Below are 23640 nucleotides of genomic sequence, written 5' to 3'. Positions count from 1 at the left end.
AAACCTATAGATAATTCCTATTATGATCGACTAGAAAATCGAAACCGCTTCATAAAAAAGTGCTTGCATCTCGACCGTCCCGTTCTATAATTATTCATAGCTCTTTTATTCGATGTTTTTCGACATAAAAGATGTAAATTCCGATTGACTTGCTTGGTAAACATGCTATGATGAGGTCAATACTTGGCTTGCCGCCAGTGGCGGCGCGGTCGTGCAGGAGGAGAAGAAGAGAGATGAAGTGGGGCAGAAAAACGATGCTGGTCGCAGCGGCGGCAGCGATGCTGGCGACGGCGGCATGCGGAAGCAAAGGCGGCAACGGAGGGAACGGCGGCGCGCCGGCGAACGAAGGCGAGGGCGCGGTCAAGCCATCCAACGCGATTCTGGCGACGCTCGGCGAGGGCAATGACGATCTCAAGGGCAAAAAGATCGCGCTGATCATGCAGTTCAACGAAGGCGCGTTCTCGGCTCAGTACGTCGCGGGCGTGAAGGAGCAGGTCGAAAGCCTCGGCGGCACGCTGCAGGTGCAGGCCGCCGGCAACAACCTGGCGAACATGTCTTCTCAGCTCGATGCGGCGGTCAACGGCGGCTTCGACGGCATCCTCACCGACCACGGCACGGCCGAGGCGCTCGAGGCCGGCGTGAAGAAGGCGGTCGACAAGGGCATTCCGGTCGTGGCGTTCGACGCCAACCTGACCGTTCCCGGCGTGACGGTGCTGCAGCAGAGCGACGAGGAGATGGCCAAGCAGCTGCTCGAAAAGATGAAAGAGGATATCGGCGGCAAAGGCAATATCGTCAAGGTATGGGTGGCCGGCTTCGCTCCGATGGAGCGCCGTCAGATTTCCTATAAGGCGTTCATGGACGCCAATCCGGACATCAAGGAGATCGCGCATTTCGGCACGGCGGACAAGCCGGCGCTCGACACGCAGAACCAGATGGAAGCGATCCTCAAGCAATACCCGAACAAAGGCGACATCTCGGCGGTGTGGGCGTCGTGGGACGAGTTCGCCAAAGGGGCGACGCGCGCCATCCAGCAAGCCGGCCGCAACGAGATCAAGGTGTACGGCATCGACATGAGCGACGAGGACCTGCAGCTGATCCAGGACGAGAACTCCCCGTGGGTCGCCTCGATCGCCGTCGATCCGAAGGATATCGGACGCGTGCAGGCCCGCTACCTGTACCAGAAGCTGCACGGCGACCCGACCGACGACAAGGTTGTCCTGCAGGCCGTCATGGTGACGCGCGACGCGCTGCCGAAGGACAAGAAGATCAACACGACCGAGCTCGGCGAATACGTCGAGGGCTGGGGCAAGAGCGAGCAGGGCATTGCCGAGTGGATGGGCCGCTCGGACAAGTAAACGTCCGTTCGCAGGCAAAAGGGGAAGGCGGCCGCCGGCCGCCTTTCGCTGCTTTTCCGCCTGCGGCAGGAAAGGAAGGGGAAAGAAATGGACAATCGGCCTTCACGGCTGAGGCTGTCGGGCATCGCCAAGTCGTTCTCCGGCGTGCCGGCGCTGCACGGCGTCGATCTTGAGCTGGCCGGCGGCGAAATCCACGCGCTGCTCGGAGCGAACGGCGCCGGCAAGAGCACGCTCATCAAGATCCTTTCCGGAGCCTATGCGTCGGACCGTGGCGTCATCGAGCTGGACGGCGCCGCCGTCCGCATCGACAGTCCCAAAGCGGCCAAGGAGCTCGGCATCCACTGCGTCTACCAGGAGGTGGACACCGCGCTCGTGCCGGGACTGAGCGTCGCGGAGAACATCATGCTGGACCGGCATTCGGCCGCCGGAGCCGGCTTTTGGGTCGACTGGAAATCGCTCCATCTGGAGGCGGCCGAGACGCTTCGCCGCCTTGGGGCGGACATTCCGCTGCACAAGCGCGCGGGCGAGCTGACGCTTGCTGAGAAGCAGCTCGTGCTGATCGCCCGGCTGCTGACGGAGCAGGCGCGCTTCGTCGTGCTCGACGAGCCGACGGCGCCGCTCAGCCTGGAGGAGGCCGAGCGGCTGTTCCGCGTCATGGAGGCGCTGCGGGCGGAAGGCATCGGCATCGTCTTCATCACGCATCGGCTGCCGGAGGTGTTCCGCTTGTGCAGCCGCGTGACGGTCATGCGCGACGGGCGCCGCATCTGGACCAAGCCGGCAGCGGAGACGAACGCGGACGATGTCGCGCTCGCCATGCTCGGCCGCCGCTTCGAGGACGAATATCCGAAGCTGGATGCCGACATCGGGGAGATGCTGCTGGAGGTGAGCGGACTGCGCAGCGGCAGCCGCGTCAAAGGCGTCGACCTGAACGTGCGCAGCGGCGAGATTACGGCCGTCGTCGGCCTTGTCGGCGCCGGCAAGACGGAGCTGTCGCGCGCGATTTTCGGAGCGGACGCCTCCAGCGGCGGCGAGGTGCGCGTCGCGGGCAAGCCGGTGCGGACGGCGCAGCCGGCCGATGCGGTGCGCGGCGGCATCGCGCTCGTGCCGGAGGAGCGCCGGCGCCAGGGCATCATAGCCAGCGACACCGTGCTGCGCAACCTGACGCTGCCGACGCTCGGCAAGCTGCTGCGCGGCGGATTGCTGTCGCGCCGGCGGGAGCAGCGAAGCGCGGACAGCCTGATCGCCCGGCTCGGCATCAAGACGTCCGGCTACGGCCAGTCCGTCTCCACGCTCAGCGGAGGCAACCAGCAGAAGGTCAGCATCGGCAAATGGATTCCGACCGACGCCTCGGTCTATCTGTTCGACGAGCCGACCAAAGGCGTCGATATCGGCGCCAAACGGGATATTTTCCAGGTCATCGGGACGCTCGCCCAGCAAGGCAAGGCGGTGCTGTACCTGACCTGCGAATTCCAGGAGGCGATCGGCATCGCCGACCGCATCCTGGTCATGTACGACGGCGCCATCGTGCGCGAATTCGGGCGCGGAGAAGCCTCGCAGGAGGAGCTTCTCATCCACGCCAGCGGAGGAAGGGGAGGGACCTCATGAGAGCCAATGCCAAGCTGACCGATTTCATCTTCAAATACGGCTCGTTGATCGTCATCGGGCTGGTCATCCTGTTCTTCTCGCTCTGGGACGAGCATTTCTTCACCTACGACAATCTGGCCTCGATCCTGAGGTCCATCTCGATCACGGCGTTCGTCGCCATCGGCGTCACCTTCTCGCTGTCGGTCGACGGCTTCGACCTGTCGGTCGGCTCGACCGTCTCGATGGTCATCGCGTTCTCGACCGCGCTCATGGTCTGGTACGAAATGCCGCTCGCGGTCGTCATCATCGGCTCGCTGGCGATCGGCGCGGCCGTCGGTCTCGTCAACTCGCTGCTGATCGTGCGCATCCGCATCCCCGATCTGCTGGCGACGCTCGCGATCATGTATGTCGTATCGGGCCTGCAGCAGATCTTCACCAAAGGCAACTCGATCTACAGCAACATGATCATGCCGGACGGCTCCTCCGCTCCGGGCACGATCTCCCCGGCCTTCCTCTGGCTCGGACAGGGCGAGCTGCTCGGCGTGCCGGTGCCGGTCGCGCTCATGATCGTCGCGTTCGTGCTGGTGTTCGTGTTCTTCACCTATACGCGCATGGGACGCCAGATGGAGATGACCGGAGGCAACGAGGAGGCGGCTCGCCTCTCGGGCGTGCGCGTCCGCCGCATCCGCACGACGGCGTACGTTCTGTCCGGCCTGTTCGCGGCCGTCGGCGGCTTGCTGTTCGCCGCGCGCACGGGCAGCGGCCAGTCCGGCGCCGGCGCTCCGATCCTGATGGAAGCGGTCGCGGCCGTGTTCGTCGGCTACTCGGTGCTCGGCGCGGGACGGCCCAACATCATCGGCACCTTTTTCGGCGCGGTGCTCATCGGCGTGCTGCTCAACGGGCTGACGATGATGAACGTGCCTTACTATTCCAACGACTTCATCAAAGGCGGAGTGCTCGTGCTCGCGCTTGCCATCACGTTCATCCACCTGAACCGCCGCAAGGCGTGAATGCCGCGCCGCAGCAGGGCGGAGAGGGCTTTCGTACCGCCCAAAAATACCCTTGTATTCCGCTTGCGGCTGTATTAGTATAAGTTTGTTCCGCCTGAGCAGGTATATTTTTGCAGGAAAAGGCAAAACCATGTGATAAGGTGAGAAACTACAGGAGGTGAGATCATTGAACAAGACCGATCTGATCAACAAAGTATCCGAGGTCGCGGAGCTTTCCAAGAAGGATGCGACGAAAGCGGTCGACGCCGTGTTCGAAGCCATCTCCGATGCCCTTCAATCGGGCGACAAGGTGCAGCTCGTCGGCTTCGGCAACTTCGAGGTGCGCGAACGCCAAGCCCGCAAGGGACGGAATCCGCAAACGGGCGAGGAGATCGACATTCCCGCCAGCAAGACGCCGGCGTTCAAGCCTGGCAAATCGCTCAAGGATCTGGTTTCCAACTGAACCGCTCCGCCGTCCGAATGACCGCATTCGGACGTTTTTTGTTATTGACAACCTCTCCGCCCTTCAGGTAGACTCTTCCTTGTCACGGCTTGTGACATCGGGGTATGGCGCAGCCCGGTAGCGCGCACCCTTGGGGTGGGTGAGGTCGCAGGTTCAAATCCTGTTACTCCGACCATACATAACGAGCAGCTGCTTTCCTGACGCCGATCGGGAGAGCAGTTTTTTCTAGAGGGCATCCCCCTGCGGAAAGGAGCATGCATGATGGATCAGCTGCATGGAGAATACATCGTCATCAAAGCGAAGGATCAAGGCGTGCAGGTCATCGGACTTACGCGCGGCACGGATACGCGCTTTCATCATACGGAGAAGCTCGACAAGGGCGAGGTGCTGCTGGCGCAGTTCACCGACCACACCTCCGCCATCAAGATCCGGGGACGGGCGACGATCATGACCCGCTACGGCACGGTGGACTCGGGGGATTAGCTGCAGGCGTAAGCCTGGCATCAGGCTGCAGGTTAGCCTGGCATCAGGCTGCAGGCGTAAGTTCGGCAGCAAGCTGCAGGCGCGAGCCTGCTTTTTCTTTTGTCCGCCCCGCGGATCGATCATGAAACGGCTGTCCCTCCCGTATACTGGCTAGAAGAGAGGCGGACAGCCTGCCGTCCGGCAGGCCGCCGGGAGGGAGGCGCGGACGATGAGAGCGGGAGGATGGATGCGGATGGCCGCGGCCGCGGCCGCGGCGGGAGGAGCGATGCTGCTGCTCGCGCTGCTGCCGATCGGCCCCGGGCGATCGGGGGAGCCCGACCGGCCGGCGTTCCGGACGGAGCTGCCGGCGGCGCTCGGCCAGTCCAATCTGGTCGACAGCCTGCAGTCGCTGGGGCTCGGAAGCCGGCTCGAGCGAGTCGAATGGAGCGGCAGCGTGCTTCGCGTCGACCTGCGGGCGGAGCAGGGGGAGCTCGGCGACATCCGCTGGCGGGACGATCTGCGCGGGCTTGCCGAGCTCTGCTTCGTCCGCAGCTCCAATGTGACGAGGCTGCTGGCGCGGCTGCAGTCGGAGCGCGGCGGCCTTTCCGCGGCGGCCGACCTGCGCCGCACGGACGCCTGGATCGGCGAGCGGGAGCTGGCCGACTGGAGCGGAATCTCGCTGCGCGGCGACCGTTTGTGGCAATCGCGCCTCCGGCTCGTCTATTTCGACGCCGACCGCCCCGCTCGCTGAGCGGAGGCGGCCGTTTGTACGGCTCCCTGTCATTTGTGGTATACTAATTTAGATTATGGAACGGCCCAAGATTCGCCGTCAGGTTCGGAGGCTTCCCTCATGACAGATTACCGAATACCCGATTTAGCCGGCAAGTACACGAAGCATGACATGATCGAGCGCTTCGCCGATCTGCCTCCGTTTCCCGATGCGCGGGCCCGGCTGCTCAGCTGCTTCCTGAAGCATGGAGCGGACGGAGAGCCGCAGGAGCTGCATGCGCTCGCATCCTCGCTCGTGCAGCTCGGTCTCGACACCCATGACCGGGTCGACACGGAATCCGGCGACCGCGGCATGCGCCAGATGCGCCAGCGGCAGCTGCGCGTCCTTGCCGGAGATTATTTCAGCAGCCGGTTCTACCAGCTGCTTGCCGGCGCCGGGCGGATCGAGACGATCCGCAGGCTGAGCGAGGCGATCTGCGAGTCCAACCGCCTCAAGACCGAGCTTTACCTGCTCATGAAGCGGGGACGGATCGGGGCGGAGGAATACGTGGAGCGCCAATCCCGCATCCGCGGCGTGCTGCTCCACAGCTATTCGTCCTTGCTGGACGAGCGGCTTCGCCCGGCATGGGCGAGGCTCGTGGATGCGCTCGCGCAGCTGGAGACGCTCCTGGAGGAGAAGCGGGCGCTCGCAGGCGCTGCCGAGTTCGCGTGCAGCTGGGGCTGGTGGCATGTGCTGGAGCACGGCGAGCAGCGCGACCGCCGGCTGCTGGAGCAGGCGGGCGAGGGCGACCCGGGCATATGGATTGAAAAATACGGCCTGACCGCCTTATTGGCGGACAAGCTCGGCGAGAGCGCGGCCCGGTTCGGGCGGCTCGCGTCCGACATCGTTCCGGCGGCGCTAGCCGAGGAGGCGGCAGCCATCGTCCATGTGCTGCTCGCTCCGGCTGCCGCAGCCGCGGCCGGAACGGCAGGCGAGTCGAGGTGACAACGCAGATGAACTCAAGCTCCAAGGAATCCCATGTCCATTCGGTGTTCCAGAAGATCGCGCCGAAGTACGACATGATGAACGATCTGCTCAGCTTCCGCCAGCATAAGGCTTGGCGGAAATTCACGATGCGCAAGATGGCGGTCCGACCCGGCGATACGGCGATCGACCTGTGCTGCGGCACCTGCGACTGGACGCTGTCCATCGCCAAGGCGAGCGGCACCGGCCGGGTCGTCGGGCTGGACTTCAGCCCGGCGATGCTCGAGGTCGGCCAGCGCAAGGTCGACCAGGAGCGCCTCGGCGGCCAGATCACGCTCGTGCAGGGCAACGCGATGCAGCTCCCATACCCGGACGACAGCTTCGACTTCGCCACGATCGGCTTCGGCCTGCGCAACGTGCCGGATCTGGAGCAGGTGCTGCGGGAGATGAAGCGCGTCGTCAAGCCGGGCGGCAAGGTCGTCTGCCTCGAGCTGTCCAAGCCGACCTGGCAGCCGTTCAAAGGCCTCTACTATTTCTACTTCGAGCATCTTTTGCCCCGTGTCGGCAAGCTGGTGGCCAAGTCGTACGAGCAGTACAAATGGCTGCCGGAATCGCTTCAGTCGTTCCCGGGCCGCCGGGAGCTGGCGGACATCTTCCGCCGGACCGGCTTGGAATCGGTCAGCGCCGATCCGCTTACGGGCGGCATCGCGGCGCTTCATATCGGGACGAAGGGGACGGACGGAAGATGATTCGCAAAGTACGCATTTTTTTGGAAATGATCAAGTTCGAGCATACGATCTTCGCCTTGCCTTTCGCCTATATCGGCATGCTGCTCGGCTCCGTCACGATGGAAGGACGCCTGCCGGGCTGGGCCGAGGCGGGCTGGATCACGCTGGCGATGTTCGGAGCGCGCAGCGCGGCCATGGGACTCAACCGCCTGATCGACAAGGCGATCGACCTCAAAAATCCGCGGACCGAAAAAAGGGCACTGCCAGCCGGGCTGCTGAAGACCGGCGAGGTTGTGCTTTTCGTCGTGCTTTCGTTCGTCCTGTTCTTCTGGGCGGCGTCCCGGCTCGATCCGATCTGCGTGAAGCTGATGCCGATCGCCGTATTCTTCCTCGTCATCTATTCGTACGCTAAGCGCTTCACGTGGCTGTGCCACATCATCCTTGGCCTGACGATCGGCCTCGCGCCGCTCGGCGGCTGGGTCGCCGTCACCGGCTCGTTCGAGCCGGCGGCATGGGTATTCTACATCGGCATCGTCTTTTGGCTCGCCGGCTTCGATACGATCTACGCGCTGCAGGACATCGACTTCGACCGCAAGGAAAAGGTCTATTCCATCCCGGCGCGCTTCGGCGTCGTCCGCTCGCTGCAACTGGCCAAGGCGTTCCATCTCGTCACGGCCGCCTGCTTCGTCGCGCTGTTCTTCATGACGGATCTGAGCTGGATCTATCTGGCCGGCGTCGCCCTGTCGATCGGCATCCTGTTCTACGAGCATCTCATCCTCGGGCCAAGCGACATGAGCCGGCTGCAGACCGCCTTCTTCACGATGAACGGCTGGCTCAGCATCACGATGCTCGTCTTCACGCTGCTTGACCTGATCGTGCTGAGGGCTTGGGCATGAGCGCCGAGGCGGGGGCCCGCCCTACGCGCTGGGCGGTCGGCATCACCGGAGCGAGCGGAGCGATCTACGGCGTCCGCCTGATCGAGGAGCTGCTGAAGGCCGGCTGCGAGGTCGGCCTCGTCATCAGCGACGCCGGCTGGCGGGTGCTCAAGGAGGAGCTCGGCTGGGACGCCGCGCGGCGGCAGGACTCGATCCGCCGCGCGTTCGGCGAGGCGGCCGACGACGGCCGGCTGCGGCTGTATCCGAGCGGCGACATCGGCGCGAACATCGCCAGCGGCTCGTACCGCATGCAGGGCATGGTCATCGTGCCGTGCTCGATGGGAACGCTGTCGGCCGTCGCGCACGGCTCGTCGGACAATCTGATGACCCGCGCGGCGGACGTGATGCTCAAGGAGGGGAGACGGCTGCTGCTCGTTCCCCGCGAGACGCCGCTGCATGCGATCCATCTGGAGAACATGCTCAAGCTGTCGCGCCTCGGCGTCTCGATCGTGCCGGCGATGCCGGCTTTTTACTACGGGCCTCGCTCGATGGAGGACCTGATCGATTTTCTGGTAGGCAAGCTGCTGGATCTGATGGGGTTCGAGCATGACTTGTTCCGCCGCTGGGGAGATGATGGGCGTGCCTGACAGCAGACCGATCGATGTCGGCAGAATCGACTACACGAATACTTGGCCACTGTTCCATTACGTGCCCGACGAGACCGAGGACTACCGCATCGTGCGCCGCGTTCCGTCGGGACTGAACCGCATGCTGCAGGAGGGGAAGCTCGCCGTCTCGGCCGTCTCCTCGTTTATTTACGGCATGGATCCGCAAAGCTACGCGCTGCTGCCGGGGCTGTCCGTCGGGACGGTAGGGCGCGTGCGCTCGCTCCTGCTGTTCCTCAAAAAGCCGCTGCGCGAAGCGCTGAGAGGGAGGATCGCGCTGACCGACACGTCGGCGACGACGATCAACCTGCTCAAGATCATCCTCGCGCTCCGGTACGACGGCAATCCCGAGTACACGGTCATGCAGCCGGATCTTGAAGCGATGCTCGAGGAAAACGACGCGGCGCTGCTCATCGGAGACAGCGCCATCCGCGCCAGCTGGACCGATCATGGGCTGGAGGTCATGGACCTCGGCCAGGAGTGGCATGAGTGGACGGGCCTCGGCATGACCTATGCCGTCGTAGCTGCCCGGCGGGACGCGCTCGCCTCCCGTCCGGACGAAGTGCTCCATCTGCATCGCGACCTGCTCGACAGCCGTCGCCGGAGCGTCGCTGATCCCGAGCCGCTCGTCCAGCGGGCGGCCGCGCTGATCGGCGGCTCCCCCGCCTATTGGCGGGAATACTTCAGCGCGATCCGCTACGACTTCGGTCCGGAGCTGCGCGAGGGCCTGGAGCTGTATTACCGCTACGCGCATCAGCTCGGACTTATCGGCGAGCCGGCGTCGCTCGCATTCATCGATCCGCAATTATCGACAGGCAGGTGAACGAATGAAACTGCTAGACCTGTATGCCAAAATGAAAGGCGAGCTGAGCGGCATCGAGCGCCAGCTCGAAGCGGCCGTGGCCGACGACGACAGCCTGCTCGGCGAGTCGTCCCTGCATCTGCTGCAGGCGGGCGGCAAGCGCATCCGCCCGGTATTCGTCCTGCTCGCCGGACGCTTCGGCGAATACCGGCTGGAGGAGCTGCAGCGCGTGGCCGTCTCGCTGGAGCTGATCCACAGCGCGAGCCTCGTCCATGACGACGTCATCGACAACGCCCGCACCCGGAGAGGCCAGCCGACGGTCGGCGCGAAGTGGGACAACCGCATCGCCATGTACACCGGAGACTTCATCTACGCCAAGGCTCTCGGGTTGATGACGCAGGCCCGCGAGCCGGAGCTGCATCGCATTCTGGCGCGGGCGATGGTGCAGATGTGCATCGGCGAGATGGAGCAGGTGCGCGACTTCTTCCATACGGAGCAGTCGGTGCGCAACTATCTGAGGCGGATCCGCCGCAAGACCGCCCTGCTCATCGCCATCAGCTGCGAGATGGGCGCGGTCGCGGCGGGTGCGGACCGCAGGACGAGCAGCCTGCTCTACCGGTTCGGCTACAACACCGGCATGGCGTTCCAGATCCGCGACGACCTGCTCGACCTGCTCGGCACCGAGAAGCAGATCGGCAAGCCGCCGGGCTCGGACATCCGCCAAGGGAACATCACGCTGCCGGTGCTGCTGGCCCTCCAGGAGGAGGAGCGCAGGACGCCGCTGCTGCAGGAGATCCGGTCGATCCGCGAAAGCGACGGGCGCGCCGACACGCATGCGGCGATCCAGCTCATCCGCGGCAGCCGCGGCGTCGCGACGGCGGAGCGGATGGCGGAGACATTTACGGCAAAAGCTTTGTCCGCGCTGGCAGGACTTCCGGATCTTCCGGCGAAGAAGAATTTGATCGACATCGCCCATTTCATCAACAAACGCAGCTATTGACGCCTCGCCGCCCGCGGCAAGGAAGGTCGGCAGCCGCATCGATCCAGGAGGGAAGCGCATGGAAAGAACGCTGATCATGGTCAAGCCGGATGGCGTGCAGAGAGGGCTGATCGGCGAGATCATGTCCCGCTTCGAAAAAAAAGGGCTGCAGCTCGCGGCCGCGAAATTCATGATGGTGAGCCAGGAGCTCGCGGAAACCCACTACGGCGAGCATAAGGGAAAGCCTTTTTACGACAAGCTGATCGTGTTCATCACCGCGGGTCCCGTATTCGCGATGGTGTGGGAAGCGGACAACGCGATCGCCCTGACGCGCGCGATGATCGGCAAGACCGACGCCGTCGAGGCGGCGCCCGGCACGATCCGCTCGGACTTTGCCATACATACGAACCTCAACCTCGTGCACGGTTCCGATTCCGCCGAAAATGCCGAGAGGGAGATCGCACTTTGGTTCGCACCGGAGGAGATCGTAAGCTATGACCGGACTATCGCCCGCTGGATCTGATCCCGCTGCGGCGGGGGCGGATCCCGATTTCCTCCGCTTCGTCGAGCAGATCCGCGCCCATACCCGCATCGACCTGTCGCAATACAAGGAGAACCAGATGAAGCGCAGGCTGACGACGCTGCGCCTCCGCCACGGCTTCTCCACCTTCGACGCCTACTGGCAGGCGCTCAGCCGCTCGCCCGAGCTGATGGACGAATTCCTCGACCGGATGACGATCAACGTCTCCGAATTCTGGCGCAACCCGGGCCGCTGGGAAGTGCTGGGCAGCCGCTTCCTGCCGGAGCTGCTGCAGGACAACCCGCGCCTGCGCTGCTGGAGCGCCGCCTGCTCGACCGGGGAGGAGCCCTATACGCTCTCGATCCTGCTGGAGGAGCTCGGCGCCTCCGCCCGCTCCGAGATCACGGCGACCGATCTCGATCGGGGCGTGCTCGCCAAGGCGGAGGCGGGCGAGTACCACTCCCGTTCCGTCAAGGACGTGCCGAAGCCGCTGCTGGACAAGCATTTCAAGGCGATTCCCGGCGGCTTCGCGGTGCGTCCGGAGCTGCGCCGCATCATCCGCTTCCGCCAGCACAACCTGCTGGACGACCGCTTCGACGGGCCTTATGATCTCATCATCTGCCGCAACGTCATGATTTATTTCACCGAGGAGGCCAAGACGCTCCTCTACCGCAAGTTCGCCGAAGCGCTTCGTCCGGGCGGCATCCTGTTCGTCGGCAGCACGGAGCAGATCTTCTCTCCGGGCGACTACGGGCTGGAGTCGGCGGAAACGTTCTTCTACCGGCGCAAAGCCTGAGCGCCCGCAAGCCCGGCCCGTCCAACGGCCGGGCTTGCTTTCTTGTCAAACGGACGCGCCATATACTATAATGGGCAAAGAAACCGGGACGGACGGCCTTGAGCCGAGCAGGGCCGGGCGCCGACCGGCGAGGGATGCATCCCCCGCCGGAGCGGTGCCGGTCCTCCTTTCCGCAGCATGGCGCTTGAGTTCTTAAAAGCGTCGCTGTGGTAAAGCGATCGGATAAACCGGGCCTGAATACGAGGGGGAAGATCTGGCATGAGTTTACGTTATTTGACAGCGGGAGAGACGCACGGCCCCCAGCTGACGGCCCTTATCGAGGGGCTTCCGAGCAACCTGCAGCTTGACTTCGAGGAGCTGAACTTCCAGCTGCATCGCCGCCAGAAGGGCTATGGCCGCGGACGCCGCATGCAGATCGAGAAGGATACGGCGCAGATCGTCGGCGGCGTGCGCCACGGGCGGACGACCGGGGCTCCGGTCGCGATCGTGGTCGCCAACAACGACTGGAAGCATTGGACCTCGGTCATGAACATCGAGCCGATCGAGGGCGGAGACGAGGCCAAGCGGCGCGTGCATCGTCCTCGGCCCGGCCACGCCGACCTCAACGGCGGGCTCAAGTACGACCTCAAGGATCTGCGCAACGTGCTGGAGCGCTCCAGCGCCCGCGAGACGGCGGCGCGCGTCGCCGTAGGCGCGATGGCCCGGCAGCTGCTGGCCGCCTTCGGCATCAAGGTCGCCGGCCAGGTCATCCGCATCGGAGACATCGAGGCTCCGCCCAACCAGCTGCCGGCCGACGAGCTCGCGCGTCTGACCGAGGAGTCCTCGGTCCGCGTCGTGGACAAAGAGACCGAAGCCAGGATGGAGGCGTACATCGACCAGATCAAGGCGGACGGAGACTCCATCGGCGGCATCGTCGAATGCGTCGTCGAAGGCGTTCCGGTCGGCCTGGGCTCCCATGTGCAGTGGGACCGCAAGCTCGATTCCCGCATCGCCGGAGCCGTCGTCAGCATCAACGCCTTCAAGGGCTGCGAGATCGGCATCGGCTTCGAGGCGGGCATCCTGCGCGGCTCCCAGGTGCATGATCCGATCTTATACAGCGAGGAGCGGGGCTACCACCGCGCCTCCAACAACGCCGGCGGCTTCGAAGGCGGGATGACGACCGGCGAGCCGATCGTCGTGCGCGGCGTCATGAAGCCGATTCCGACGCTGTACAAGCCGCTTGCGAGCGTCGACATCGACACGCGCGAGCCGTTCACGGCGCAGGTCGAGCGCTCCGACAGCTGCGCCGTTCCGGCGGCCAGCGTCGTGATGGAGCATGTCGTCGCCTGGGAAGTGGCGAAGGCGTTCCTGGAGAAGTTCGGCGGGGACTCGATGGAGGAGATCCGCCGCAACTACGACGGCTACCTCGAGCAAGTCAGAGGCTACTGACATGCGCGAGCTCAGAGTGGATCTCGGCGAGCGGTCCTATCCGATCCGGATCGGGGAGGGCCTGCTCGGCCAGGCGGGGCAGGAGCTGCTTGAAGCCGGCCTGAGCGTCAAGTCTCCGCTGCTCGTCGTCAGCGACGATTCGGTCGCTCCCCTGTATTTGGAGCCGCTGCTGGAGCAGCTGCGGTCGGCCGGCTTCCGCGCCGCTTCCTGCGTCGTGCCGGCCGGCGAGTCGTCCAAGTCGCTCGCCCGCTTCGAGGAGATCATGACGAGGGCGCTCGAGGAAGGGCTTGACCGCAAGTCCGCGATCGTCGCGCTCGGCGGCGGCGTCGTCGGCGACCTGGCCGGTTATGCGGCCGCATCCTACATGCGCGGCATCCGGTTCGTGCAGATGCCGACGACGATCCTTGCCCATGACAGCAGCGTCGGCGGCAAGGTGGCGGTGAACCATCCGATGGCCAAAAACATCATCGGCGCGTTCCACCAGCCGGCGCTCGTGCTGTACGATCTCGACACGCTGAAGACGCTGCCGCGGCGCGAGGTGAGCGCGGGGCTGGCGGAGGTCGTCAAGCACGGCCTCATTCGCGACGCCGCTTTTGTCGACTGGTGCGTCCGGCACGCCGATCGGCTGCTCGCGCTCGATCCGGAAGCGCTCGGCTACGCGCTGTTCAAAGGCTGCGAGGTCAAGGCGGCCGTCGTGTCGGCGGACGAGACGGAGCAGGACCTGCGCGCGATCCTCAATCTCGGCCATACGATCGGCCATGCGCTCGAGGCGGTGGCCGGCTACGGAGAGCTTCTTCACGGAGAAGCGATATCGATCGGCATGATCGGCTCGGCGCTGCTCGGCGTGCAGCTCGGCGCGCCGCAAGAGGTGTATCTCCGTACCCGCGAGGCGCTCGGCAAGGCCGGTCTGCCCGTCTCGCTGCCGGAGCATTTCGATACGGACCGGATCATGGAAGCGATGATGCATGACAAGAAATTCGGCGAAGGCAAAATGGTGTTCGTCGTGCCGACCGCGATCGGAGAAGTCGAGATTCGCAGCGACATCCGCGAGCAGTGGGTCCGGGACATCGTCGAGCGGCTGAAACGGGAGGCAAGCTGGCCATGAGCGTGAGGGGAATTCGCGGCGCCATCACGGTAGACCGCAACGAGGAGCAGGACATCCTGGAGGCGACATCGGAGATGCTGCAGGCGATCGTCGCGGAGAACCGGGTCGACCCGGAAGAAATCTGCAGCGTGCTCATCACGGTGACGACGGATCTGGACGCGGCGTTTCCGGCTCGGGCGATCCGCGGCCTCGAGGGCTGGGACCTCGTGCCGCTCATGTGCGCCGTCGAGGTGCCGGTCAAGGGCAGCCTGGAGCGCTGCATCCGGCTGATGGTCACCGTCAACACGGAGCTGACGCAAAAAGAAATCAAGCATGTCTACCTGCGCGGCGCCGGCGTGCTCCGTCCGGATCTGAGCGGCGCCAAGGGTTGACGGCTCGGTAGGTCCCCTGTATAGTGGGGATAATGATTTTCGCGATCGCCTGTAGAGGGCGGAGCAGGCAGTCCCCGATCATGTCCGGCGGTTAGAGGGCTTGGAGTGGCGGGGAGCCTGAGAGAGACGAGTCGAGATGAGCTTAGCTGAGATGGAGGAGCCTGCGTCGCGCAGACGATCCTGCTTCGCATCGCCTTTGCGGCGTTGACGGAGGGATTGCTTGCATGGCATGCAGCGGCTGCTCTTCGAGCCTATTCTTTTCATCGCTCTTATCCAGCTCCCGCCTATGGCGGGAGCTTTTTGCATGAAGTCCTTTTCCATCTGATGCCAAGGAGACGATGAAGATGAATCGAGAGCTGCAGTCCGTGCTCCGCCTCGCGGGACGGTACAATCTGATCCCGATCGCGCGCTACCTGCTGGCGGACACCGAGACGCCGATCCGGCTGTTCCAGCATTTCGCCCGCGAGAAAAGAGCTTTCCTGCTGGAGAGCGTCGAGGGCGGAGCGAAATGGGCCCGCCACTCCTTCATCGGCATGGACCCGTTCATGATGCTCTACGGCAAGAACGGCCGGATGGTGCTGGAGAAGCGCGGGGAGCGGATCGAGCTGGATGAGAGCCGTCCGCTGGAGCTGCTGAAAGCCCATCTGCGGGCGTACCGCAGCCCGGAGCTTCCCGGCATCCCGTCCTTCAGCGGCGGCGCCGTCGGCTTTTTCGGCTACGATCTGCTGCACTACTACGAGAACCTGCCGAAGCATCGCCATGACGACCTGCAGATGAACGACCTGCAGTTCATGTTCTGCGACTCGATGATCGTATTCGACCACTTCAAGCAGCAGATCGGCGTCATCGGCAACGTGCATGTGCCGGACGCCGCGACCGACCGGGAGATCGAGCAGGCGTACGAGGCGACGGTCGAGCGGATCGAGCGCACGCTCGAGAAGCTGCGCCAGCCGGTGCCGCCGCTGGCGACGGCGGGCCCGCTGCCCGACGATCCGGATCTCGGGGACATCCGCTCCAACCTGTCCAAGGAGCAGTTCATCGCCAACGTCGACGCAGCCAAGGACTATATCCGCGCGGGCGACATCTTCCAGGTCGTGCTGTCCCAGCGGTTCCATATCGAGACCGACGTCGATCCGCTCCATGTGTACCGGATCCTGAGGACGCTCAACCCTTCGCCGTACATGTATTATTTGAAAATGGACGACGAGGTCATCGTCGGCACGTCGCCCGAGGCTCTCGTCAAAGTGTCCGACGGCAAGGTCGAGACGAGGCCGATCGCCGGCACGAGGCCGCGCGGCCGCACCGAGGAGGAGGACCGCGAGCTCGAGGCCGACCTGCTCGCGGACGAAAAGGAGCGCGCCGAGCATCTGATGCTCGTCGATCTCGGACGCAACGACATCGGCCGGGTGGCCGAATTCGGAAGCGTGCGCTGCGATTCGTTCATGGAGATCGAGCGCTATTCCCATGTCATGCACATCGTCTCCAACGTGACGGGCACGATGCGCGAGGACAAGGATTTCTTCGACGCCTTCATCAGCTGCCTGCCGGCCGGAACCGTATCGGGCGCGCCGAAGCTGCGGGCGATGGAGATCATCGCCGAGCTCGAGACGGAGGCGCGGGGGGCTTACGCGGGAGCGATCGGCTACTTCGGCTTCAGCGGACGGAGCATGGATACCTGCATCACGATCCGCACGATCATCTTCAAGAACGGCAAGGCGTACGTGCAGGCCGGCGCAGGCGTCGTGTGGGACTCCGTTCCGGAAAAGGAATACGAGGAGACGGTCAACAAGGCCAAGGGCATGCTCAAGGCGATCCGCACGGCCGAGGCCGCATTCCCGCGGCGCGGCGGCGAGCCGGCCAGAGCCGCGGCGATCAACAGCGATTATTTCGTACCGGCAGGAAAGGAGGAGCGGGCATGATGGAGGCGGTTCGTACGACGACGATGCAGACGGCGCTCGACAAGCTGATCGGAGGGGGACATCTGACCCGAGCGGAAGCGGGCGACGTGATGCGCCTGATCATGGACGGAGCGGCGACGCCGGCGCAGATCGCCGGCGTCGCGACGGCGCTGCGGATGAAAGGCGAGACGATCGACGAGATCACCGGCTTCGCCGAGACGATGCGCGGCTTCTCGCGACGCGTGGAGACGGCGCAGGAAGGGCTGCTCGACACTTGCGGCACCGGAGGCTCGGGCATCCACAAGTTCAACATCTCGACGGCGTCGTCCATCATCGCAGCCGCGTCCGGCGTGCGGGTCGCCAAGCACGGCAACCGCGCGATGAGCGGCAAGGCCGGCAGCGCGGACGTGCTCGAAGCGCTCGGCGTGGCGATCTCGCTCGATGAGCGCCAAGCGGCGGCGTGCCTGCAGGAGATCGGCATCTGCTTCCTGTTCGCGCAGCTCTACCATCCGTCCCTCCGCCATGCGGCGGCTCCGCGCCGGGAGCTCGGCGTGCGCACGATCTTCAACATGCTCGGTCCGCTCGCAAACCCTGCCGGCGCCGACCGGCAGCTGCTCGGACTGTACGACCGCTCCCGCACCGAGACGGTCGCGAGCGTGCTCGGCACGCTCGGCCTCAAGCGGGCGCTCGTCGTATCCAGCCATGACGGCCTCGACGAGATCAGCATCAGCGCCGCTACGACCGTATCGGAGCTCGGGGAGGACGGCCAGGTGCGCACGTACGACCTGACGCCGGAGGAGCTGGGCATCGCCCGGCAGCCGCTGTCGGCGATCCAGGGAGGATCTGCGGAAGACAACGCCGCTATCATCCGCCGCATCTTCGACGGCTCCGAGCGCGGCGCCTACCGCGACATCGTGCTGCTCAACGCCGGAGCCTGCATCTATGCGGCCGGCGCGGCCGTGACGCTGCTCGGCGGCGTGGAAGCCGCCCGCCATGCCATCGACAGCGGCGCCGCCGGCGCCAAGCTGGAGCAATTGATCCAAAAGACAGGAGAGCTGGCCCATGTTTCTTGATCGCATCGTCCATACGAAAAAAAGCGAGGTCGAAGCGCTGGCGAGCCGCTTCAGCCTTTCCGCCTATGAAAAAGAAATTTCCGGAATGGAGCCGTGCCGCGGCTTCATCGGAGCCGTCACCGCGCGCCGCCGGCGCGACGTCGGCCTGATCGCGGAGGTGAAGAAAGCCTCGCCTTCCAAAGGGCTGATCCGCGCCGACTTCAATCCGGTCGAGCTCGCCAAAACGTATGAGCAGGCCGGAGCGGACTGCATCTCCGTGCTGACCGACCGCGACTACTTCCAGGGCGCGTCGGAATACCTCGCCTCGATCCGCGCGGCCGTCTCGCTGCCGCTGCTGCGCAAGGACTTCCTCATCGACTACCGCCAGGTGTACGAGGCCCGCGTCATCGGCGCGGACGCCGTCCTGCTGATCGCGGCCATCCTGGACCGCCCGCGGCTCAAGGAGCTGCATGAGATCGCCGAGTCGCTCGGCATGGACGTGCTCGTCGAGGTGCATGACGAGCGCGAGCTGGACGGCGTGCTGGACGCGGGCATCGCGAAGCTGGTCGGCATCAACAACCGCAACCTGCATACGTTCGAGACGAGCCTGGAGACGACGGAGCGGCTGATGCGGATGGTGCCGGCCGGGCTTCCGGTCATCAGCGAGAGCTCGATCTCCGCTCCCGAGGACGTCGCCTACGTACGCTCGGCCGGCGCGGCCGGCGTGCTCGTCGGCGAGCACTTCATGCGCCAGCCAGATCCGGCCGAGGCGGTCGAGCGGCTGCTCGGACCGGTGCGCGTCCGATGAGCGCTCCTGCAGGGCGCGATTGCGGCGCCGCTCCGGGCCAGGGCTCATCCGCTCCGCTGCTCAAGATTTGCGGCATCCGGGACGAGGCGACCGCCAGGCTGCTCGGGCAGCTTCCGGTCGACTACGCCGGCTTCGTGTTCGCGCCGAGCCGGCGCCAGGTCGCTGCGGCGGAGGCGGCGCGGCTCATCGCCGCGATGAAGGCCGCGGCGAAGGAAGCGGGACGCCCCGCTCCGCTGGCTGTCGGCGTGTTCGTGAACGCGCCGGCGTCGGAGCTGGCCGAGGCGGCGAAGGAGGCGGGACTCGACCTCGTGCAGCTGCACGGCTCGGAGAGCCCGGAGGCATGCCTCGCCGCCGCGGAGGCCGCCGGGCTTCCCGTCTGGAAGGCGCTGCACGCGGGACGGCTCGCTGCCGGGCCGGAGGCGGCCGCCGCGGAAGTCGCGCGTTATGCGGACGCGGGCGTTCGCGGCCTGCTGCTCGATACGGCAGGTGGCGGCACCGGCCGCACGTTCGACTGGGAAATGATCCCCGGCTATGCGGAGGCCGCCGCCGCCGCCGGCTTGCCGCTGCTGGCGGCAGGCGGGCTGCATCCGGACAATGTGCGCGAGCTGATCGACGGCTACTCGCCGGACGGAATTGACGTCTCGAGCGGAGTGGAACAGGATGGACAGAAGTCGCCGGAACGGATCCGGTCATTTACGGAAAGGGTGAAGCAGCGATGAATCAGGTACCTGACGAGAATGGACGCTTCGGCAAGTTCGGGGGGAGGTACGTGCCCGAGACGCTGATGAACGCGCTCTTCGAGCTGGAGGAAGCCTACAAGCACTACTCCAAGGACCCCGGCTTCCAGGAAGAGGTCCGCTATCTGCTCCATAAATATTCGGGAAGGCCGACCTCGCTCTACTACGCCGAGCGGCTGACGAGCCATCTCGGAGGCGCGAAGATCCTGCTCAAGCGAGAGGACCTCAACCATACCGGCGCCCATAAGATCAACAATACGATCGGCCAGGGCGTGCTGGCGAAGCGCATGGGCAAAAAGAAGATCATCGCCGAGACGGGGGCTGGACAGCATGGCGTCGCATCGGCGACGATCGCCGCGCTGCTCGGGCTCGAGTGCAAGGTGTTCATGGGCGAGGAGGATACGAAGCGCCAGCAGCTCAATGTATTCCGCATGCAGCTGCTCGGCGCCGAGGTCGTGCCGGTGCTGTCGGGCACGCGCACGCTCAAGGACGCCTGCAACGAGACGCTCCGCTACTGGGTGAGCCATGTCGACGACACCTACTACATCCTCGGCTCCGTCACCGGTCCGCATCCGTATCCGATGATGGTGCGCGACTTCCAGCGCATCATCGGCGACGAGGCGCGCGAGCAGGTCCTGCGGGACGAAGGGCGGCTGCCGGACTACGTCGTCGCCGCTGTCGGAGGCGGCAGCAATGCGATGGGCATCTTCTATCCGTTCGTCGGCGACGAATCGGTCCAGCTGATCGGCGTCGAGGCGGCGGGACGCGGCGTCGACACCGACGAGCATGCGGCGACGATGACGCTCGGACGGCATGGCGTGTTCCAAGGCTCGCTCAGCTACGTGCTGCAGGACGACAGCGGCCAGGTGCTGCCGGCCCACTCGATTTCCGCCGGACTCGACTATCCGGGCATCGGACCGGAGCATTCCTACCTCAAGGATTCCGGACGGGCGGAGTACGTTCCGGTCACGGACGCGGAAGCGCTCGAAGCGCTGCAGCTGCTGAGCCGCACGGAAGGCATCATCCCGGCGCTGGAGTCGGCCCACGCGATCGCGCAGGTCATGAAGCTCGCCCCGACGCTGCCCAAGGACAAGACGATCGTCGTCTCGCTGTCGGGCCGCGGCGACAAGGACGTAGAAGCCATCATGGGATATCTGGGGGGGAAGCCGAATGAATCGCATTGACGAAGTGTTCGCGGCGCTGAAGGCCGAGGGCCGCGCGGCGCTCATTCCGTTCGTCACGACGGGCGATCCGAGCCTGGACGCGACGGTCGACATCGTGCTCGAGCTGGAGCGCAGCGGCGCCGACATGGTCGAGCTGGGCGTTCCCTATTCCGACCCGCTGGCCGACGGACCGGTCATTCAGCAGGCATCGGAGCGAGCGCTGCGCGGACCGGTGACGCTCGAGGGCTGCGTCCTGGTGGCTGAGCGCGCCCGGGAAGCCGGCTGCCGCATGCCGTTCATCCTGTTCAGCTATTTCAACCCGATCCTGCAGTACGGGCTGGAGCGGTTCTTCACGCTCCTCCATGACAAGGGCATCAGCGGCCTCATCATCCCGGACCTGCCGATCGAGGAGGACGGAGAGGTGCGGGAAATGGCCGCCGAGGCCGGCATCCACCTCATTCCGCTTGTCGCGCCGACGTCCAAGGCGCGCGTGCAGCGGATCGCCGCAAGCGCGCAAGGGTTCGTCTACTGCGTCAGCTCGCTCGGCGTGACGGGCATGCGCAGCGAATTCCACAGCGGCATCGAGGAATTTTTGCAGTCGGTGCGCGAGGCGGCGCCGGTGCCGATCGCGGTCGGCTTCGGCATCAGCAGCCGCGACCAGGTCGAGCGGATGAGCCGCCATGCCGACGGCGTCATCGTCGGGAGCGCGATCGTGCGGCAGGTCGAAGAGGCGCTGCCGCTGCTTGCCGAGCCGTCGACGTACCGCGACGGAATCGCGCAGATCGGCCGCTTCGTCGCCTCCCTGCGCGGCTGACTTGGTGCACCGCTTTAAAGTGCTTCCAACTTCCCGGAAACTGTGAGACAATAGAGGGCATGACGCGGGAAGCGGACTTTACTTTTTTATGAGGTGAACCATGAATACGAAACGCCATATCGTGGATCTGCCCGTCTACCAGCCGGGCAAGCCGGTGGACGACGTCAAGAGAGAGCTCGGCCTCAGCGAGGTCATCAAGCTGGCCTCCAACGAGAACCCTTACGGCAGCTCGCCGCTGGCCAAGCAGGCGATCCTGACCGAGATCGAAAACAGCAACATCTACCCGGACGGGGCAAGCGTCGAGCTGACGGCGGCGACCGCCGCCCATCTCGGCGTCCAGCCGGAGCAGCTGATCTGGGGCAACGGCGCCGACGAGATCATCCTCATGCTCGCCCGTTCGTTCCTCGAGCCGGGAGACGAGACGGTCATGGCCGATCTGACGTTCTCGCAGTACCGGCATAACGCGGTCGTCGAGAACGCCGTCATCGTCGAGGTGCCGCTCGTGGACGGCAAGCAGGATCTGCCGGCGATGCTGGCCGCGGTCACCGACCGCACCAAGATCGTCTGGATCTGCTCGCCGAACAATCCGACCGGCACGATCGTGAGCGAGCGGGAGCTCGTCTCCTTCCTCGACGCGCTGCCGGCGTCCGTGCTCTGCGTGCTTGACGAGGCGTACTGCCACTTCGTCGACGATCCGGACTATCCGGACAGCATCCGGCTGCTGGAGCGCTATCCGAACCTCGTCTCGCTGCGCACGTTCTCCAAGATCTACGGACTCGCCGCGCTGCGGATCGGCTACGGCATCGCCCATCCGGACGTCATCCATGCGATCAACCTCGTGCGCGAGCCGTTCAATACGGCGCGCGTGTCGCAGGCCGCGGCCAAGGCCGCCCTGTCCGACCAGGCGTTCGTCGACAGCTGCCGCGAGAACAATCTCCGCCAGCGCGACTACCTTCAGAGCGAGTTCGACCGGCTCGGGCTGGCCTACTTCCCGACGCAGGCCAACTTCGTCCTCGTCGACGTCGGCATGCCGTCCCGCGAGGCGTTCGACCGGCTGCTGCGCCGCGGCTTCATTACGCGCGCCGGATGGTCCAAGTATCCGAACCGCTTGCGCGTATCGATCGGCACGGCGGACGACAACGTCAAGTTTGTCGCCGCCTTGGAGGAAGTGCTGAAGGAAGCGACGGTGCAACAGTAAATCGATGACCAAAATCGCCATTATCGGAGCGGGCCTCATCGGAGGCTCGCTCGCCTTGTGCTTCAAAGGACAGCCCGGCCTGCACGTAACGGGTTATTCCTATCGTCAAGAGTCGGCCGACAAGTATGTCAAGCTGGGCGTCGTAGACGAGGCTACGACCTCGCTCGAGGATGCGGTGCGGGGGGCGCACTTCATCTTCCTGTGCGTGCCGGTCGGCATGCTCGCCGATTACGCTCGCCGCATCAGCCTCATGCCGCTGCAGCCGGGCTGCGTCGTCACGGACGTCGGCAGCACGAAGTCCGGCGTCGCCGAAGCCGTCTCCGCCATCGACTGGCATGGCGCCGTGTTCATCGGCGGCCACCCGATGGCCGGGTCCGAGCGCGCCGGGGTGGAGGCGGCCAGCCCGATCCTGTTCGAGAACGCCTATTACGTGCTCACCCCGGAGGCCGGCACGCCGGCCGATGCGGTCGAGCGGCTGACGGAGCTGCTCGGCCATACCCGTGCCAAAATCGTGCATATGAATCCTTCGGAGCATGACGAGATCGTCGGAGCGATCAGCCATCTGCCGCATCTGATCGCGGCCGGCCTCGTCAACCAGGTGCGCCGCTACAACGAGTCCAACGAGGCTTATGCAATGCTGGCGGCCGGAGGCTTCCGCGACATCACGCGCATCGCCTCGAGCGATCCGGTCGTCTGGCGGGATATTCTGCTGGCGAACCGCAGCGTCGTGCTGCGGCTGCTGCAGGAGTGGGGAGAAGAGCTGGAACGGCTCGCGGACATCCTGCGCAAGCAGGACGGCGAGGCGATCAGCGATGCGTTCCGCGCCGCGGGAGCATTCCGCAGCAGCCTGCCGGAGCGCCGCAAGGGCGTGCTCCAGTCCATTTACGAATGCTACATGGACGTGCCCGATCATCCCGGCATCATCGGCAAGATCGCGACGGAGCTCGGCAACCGCCGGATCAACCTGAGCAATCTGCAGATTATCGAGAGCCGGATGGATGTTCCCGGCGTGCTGCGCCTCAGCTTCCGCACCCAAGGGGATCTCGACCAGGCGCTCGATGCGCTTGAGCAGCTGGGGTATACGGTCAAGAGCTGATCCGTCGGCGGCGTCCAGTCCAAGCGGCGTCACTGGTCCAAGCGGCGGCCTCCGGTCCA

25 protein-coding genes and 1 tRNA gene are annotated in these 23640 nt (G+C 65.1%); all 26 read left to right on the top strand.

Annotated elements, in window-relative coordinates; translation table 11 throughout:
• Window positions 1–233 precede the first annotated feature (233 nt).
• The 26 genes from H582_RS0118855 to H582_RS0118725 all read left to right on the top strand — a co-directional run bounded on the left by H582_RS0118855 (window position 234) and on the right by H582_RS0118725 (window position 23581).
• Window positions 234–1355, top strand: a complete 1122-nt coding sequence (locus H582_RS0118855; protein ID WP_028599782.1) for a sugar ABC transporter substrate-binding protein — start codon at window positions 234–236, stop codon at window positions 1353–1355.
• An 87-nt stretch (window positions 1356–1442) separates the two neighbouring features.
• Window positions 1443–2960, top strand: coding sequence for a sugar ABC transporter ATP-binding protein (locus tag H582_RS0118850; RefSeq protein ID WP_028599781.1), 1518 nt, complete (start codon window positions 1443–1445; stop codon window positions 2958–2960).
• On the top strand, window positions 2957–3949 hold the full coding sequence (locus tag H582_RS0118845) for an ABC transporter permease (protein ID WP_028599780.1): 993 nt from the start codon (window positions 2957–2959) through the stop codon (window positions 3947–3949). The genes H582_RS0118850 and H582_RS0118845 overlap by 4 nt, the downstream gene beginning before the upstream one ends.
• Before the next feature lie 157 nt (window positions 3950–4106).
• Entirely contained in the window at window positions 4107–4391 is a 285-nt protein-coding gene (locus H582_RS0118840; RefSeq protein ID WP_373864112.1) for an HU family DNA-binding protein, read from the top strand.
• 98 nt (window positions 4392–4489) lie between these two features.
• Window positions 4490–4566 (top strand) — tRNA-Pro (locus tag H582_RS0118835).
• Window positions 4567–4652: 86 nt separating this feature from the next.
• On the top strand, window positions 4653–4874 hold the full coding sequence (gene mtrB, locus H582_RS0118830) for a trp RNA-binding attenuation protein MtrB (protein WP_028599778.1): 222 nt from the start codon (window positions 4653–4655) through the stop codon (window positions 4872–4874).
• 208 nt (window positions 4875–5082) lie between these two features.
• Window positions 5083–5604, top strand: coding sequence for a hypothetical protein (locus H582_RS0118825; RefSeq protein WP_028599777.1), 522 nt, complete (start codon window positions 5083–5085; stop codon window positions 5602–5604).
• Window positions 5605–5703: 99 nt separating this feature from the next.
• The gene (locus H582_RS28425) at window positions 5704–6567 is read left to right on the top strand and encodes a heptaprenyl diphosphate synthase component 1 (RefSeq protein ID WP_084137426.1); all 864 of its coding nucleotides are present in this window, start codon (window positions 5704–5706) and stop codon (window positions 6565–6567) included.
• Between the two features lie 8 nt (window positions 6568–6575).
• Window positions 6576–7295 carry a demethylmenaquinone methyltransferase gene (locus H582_RS0118815; protein ID WP_043111591.1) on the top strand — a complete coding sequence of 240 codons (720 nt, stop codon included), beginning with the start codon at window positions 6576–6578 and terminating at the stop codon, window positions 7293–7295.
• Window positions 7292–8170 (top strand): UbiA-like polyprenyltransferase, encoded by an 879-nt coding sequence (locus H582_RS0118810; protein WP_028599775.1) that lies wholly within the window; start codon window positions 7292–7294, stop codon window positions 8168–8170. The genes H582_RS0118815 and H582_RS0118810 overlap by 4 nt, the downstream gene beginning before the upstream one ends.
• Window positions 8167–8796: a UbiX family flavin prenyltransferase gene (locus H582_RS0118805; RefSeq protein ID WP_028599774.1), complete on the top strand. Its 630-nt coding sequence runs from the start codon at window positions 8167–8169 to the stop codon at window positions 8794–8796. The genes H582_RS0118810 and H582_RS0118805 overlap by 4 nt, the downstream gene beginning before the upstream one ends.
• Window positions 8789–9637: a menaquinone biosynthesis protein gene (locus tag H582_RS0118800; protein WP_240479043.1), complete on the top strand. Its 849-nt coding sequence runs from the start codon at window positions 8789–8791 to the stop codon at window positions 9635–9637. Before H582_RS0118805 ends, H582_RS0118800 begins: the two co-directional genes overlap by 8 nt.
• Window positions 9638–9641: 4 nt before the next feature.
• On the top strand, window positions 9642–10616 hold the full coding sequence (locus H582_RS0118795) for a polyprenyl synthetase family protein (RefSeq protein WP_028599772.1): 975 nt from the start codon (window positions 9642–9644) through the stop codon (window positions 10614–10616).
• A 58-nt stretch (window positions 10617–10674) separates the two neighbouring features.
• The gene (gene ndk / locus H582_RS0118790) at window positions 10675–11118 is read left to right on the top strand and encodes a nucleoside-diphosphate kinase (RefSeq protein WP_028599771.1); all 444 of its coding nucleotides are present in this window, start codon (window positions 10675–10677) and stop codon (window positions 11116–11118) included.
• Window positions 11090–11911 carry a CheR family methyltransferase gene (locus H582_RS28420; protein WP_043111590.1) on the top strand — a complete coding sequence of 274 codons (822 nt, stop codon included), beginning with the start codon at window positions 11090–11092 and terminating at the stop codon, window positions 11909–11911. The genes ndk and H582_RS28420 overlap by 29 nt, the downstream gene beginning before the upstream one ends.
• Before the next feature lie 258 nt (window positions 11912–12169).
• Window positions 12170–13339: a chorismate synthase gene (aroC, locus tag H582_RS0118780; protein WP_028599770.1), complete on the top strand. Its 1170-nt coding sequence runs from the start codon at window positions 12170–12172 to the stop codon at window positions 13337–13339.
• Between the two features lies 1 nt (window position 13340).
• Entirely contained in the window at window positions 13341–14444 is a 1104-nt protein-coding gene (gene aroB, locus H582_RS0118775) for a 3-dehydroquinate synthase (RefSeq protein ID WP_028599769.1), read from the top strand.
• Window positions 14441–14815, top strand: a complete 375-nt coding sequence (gene aroH, locus H582_RS0118770) for a chorismate mutase (protein ID WP_028599768.1) — start codon at window positions 14441–14443, stop codon at window positions 14813–14815. The genes aroB and aroH overlap by 4 nt, the downstream gene beginning before the upstream one ends.
• A 344-nt stretch (window positions 14816–15159) precedes the next feature.
• Window positions 15160–16734, top strand: coding sequence for an anthranilate synthase component I (trpE, locus tag H582_RS0118760; RefSeq protein ID WP_028599767.1), 1575 nt, complete (start codon window positions 15160–15162; stop codon window positions 16732–16734).
• A complete protein-coding gene (gene trpD, locus H582_RS0118755; protein WP_373864111.1) occupies window positions 16731–17786 on the top strand; it encodes an anthranilate phosphoribosyltransferase in 1056 nt (351 codons plus the stop codon). Before trpE ends, trpD begins: the two co-directional genes overlap by 4 nt.
• On the top strand, window positions 17776–18573 hold the full coding sequence (trpC, locus tag H582_RS0118750; RefSeq protein ID WP_028599765.1) for an indole-3-glycerol phosphate synthase TrpC: 798 nt from the start codon (window positions 17776–17778) through the stop codon (window positions 18571–18573). Before trpD ends, trpC begins: the two co-directional genes overlap by 11 nt.
• Window positions 18570–19292, top strand: a complete 723-nt coding sequence (locus H582_RS0118745; protein ID WP_052333424.1) for a phosphoribosylanthranilate isomerase — start codon at window positions 18570–18572, stop codon at window positions 19290–19292. Before trpC ends, H582_RS0118745 begins: the two co-directional genes overlap by 4 nt.
• Window positions 19289–20494, top strand: a complete 1206-nt coding sequence (gene trpB / locus H582_RS0118740; RefSeq protein WP_028599763.1) for a tryptophan synthase subunit beta — start codon at window positions 19289–19291, stop codon at window positions 20492–20494. The genes H582_RS0118745 and trpB overlap by 4 nt, the downstream gene beginning before the upstream one ends.
• On the top strand, window positions 20481–21287 hold the full coding sequence (gene trpA, locus H582_RS0118735) for a tryptophan synthase subunit alpha (protein ID WP_028599762.1): 807 nt from the start codon (window positions 20481–20483) through the stop codon (window positions 21285–21287). Before trpB ends, trpA begins: the two co-directional genes overlap by 14 nt.
• 100 nt (window positions 21288–21387) lie before the next feature.
• A complete protein-coding gene (hisC, locus tag H582_RS0118730; RefSeq protein ID WP_028599761.1) occupies window positions 21388–22485 on the top strand; it encodes a histidinol-phosphate transaminase in 1098 nt (365 codons plus the stop codon).
• Between the two features lie 4 nt (window positions 22486–22489).
• The gene (locus H582_RS0118725) at window positions 22490–23581 is read left to right on the top strand and encodes a prephenate dehydrogenase (protein WP_028599760.1); all 1092 of its coding nucleotides are present in this window, start codon (window positions 22490–22492) and stop codon (window positions 23579–23581) included.
• Window positions 23582–23640 lie beyond the last annotated feature (59 nt).

This window comes from Paenibacillus pasadenensis DSM 19293 (assembly GCF_000422485.1).
GTDB lineage: Bacteria > Bacillota > Bacilli > Paenibacillales > Paenibacillaceae > Paenibacillus_O > Paenibacillus_O pasadenensis.
The sequence above is the reverse complement of the archived record's forward strand: the minus strand, read 5'-3'. Positions and strand labels throughout refer to the sequence as shown.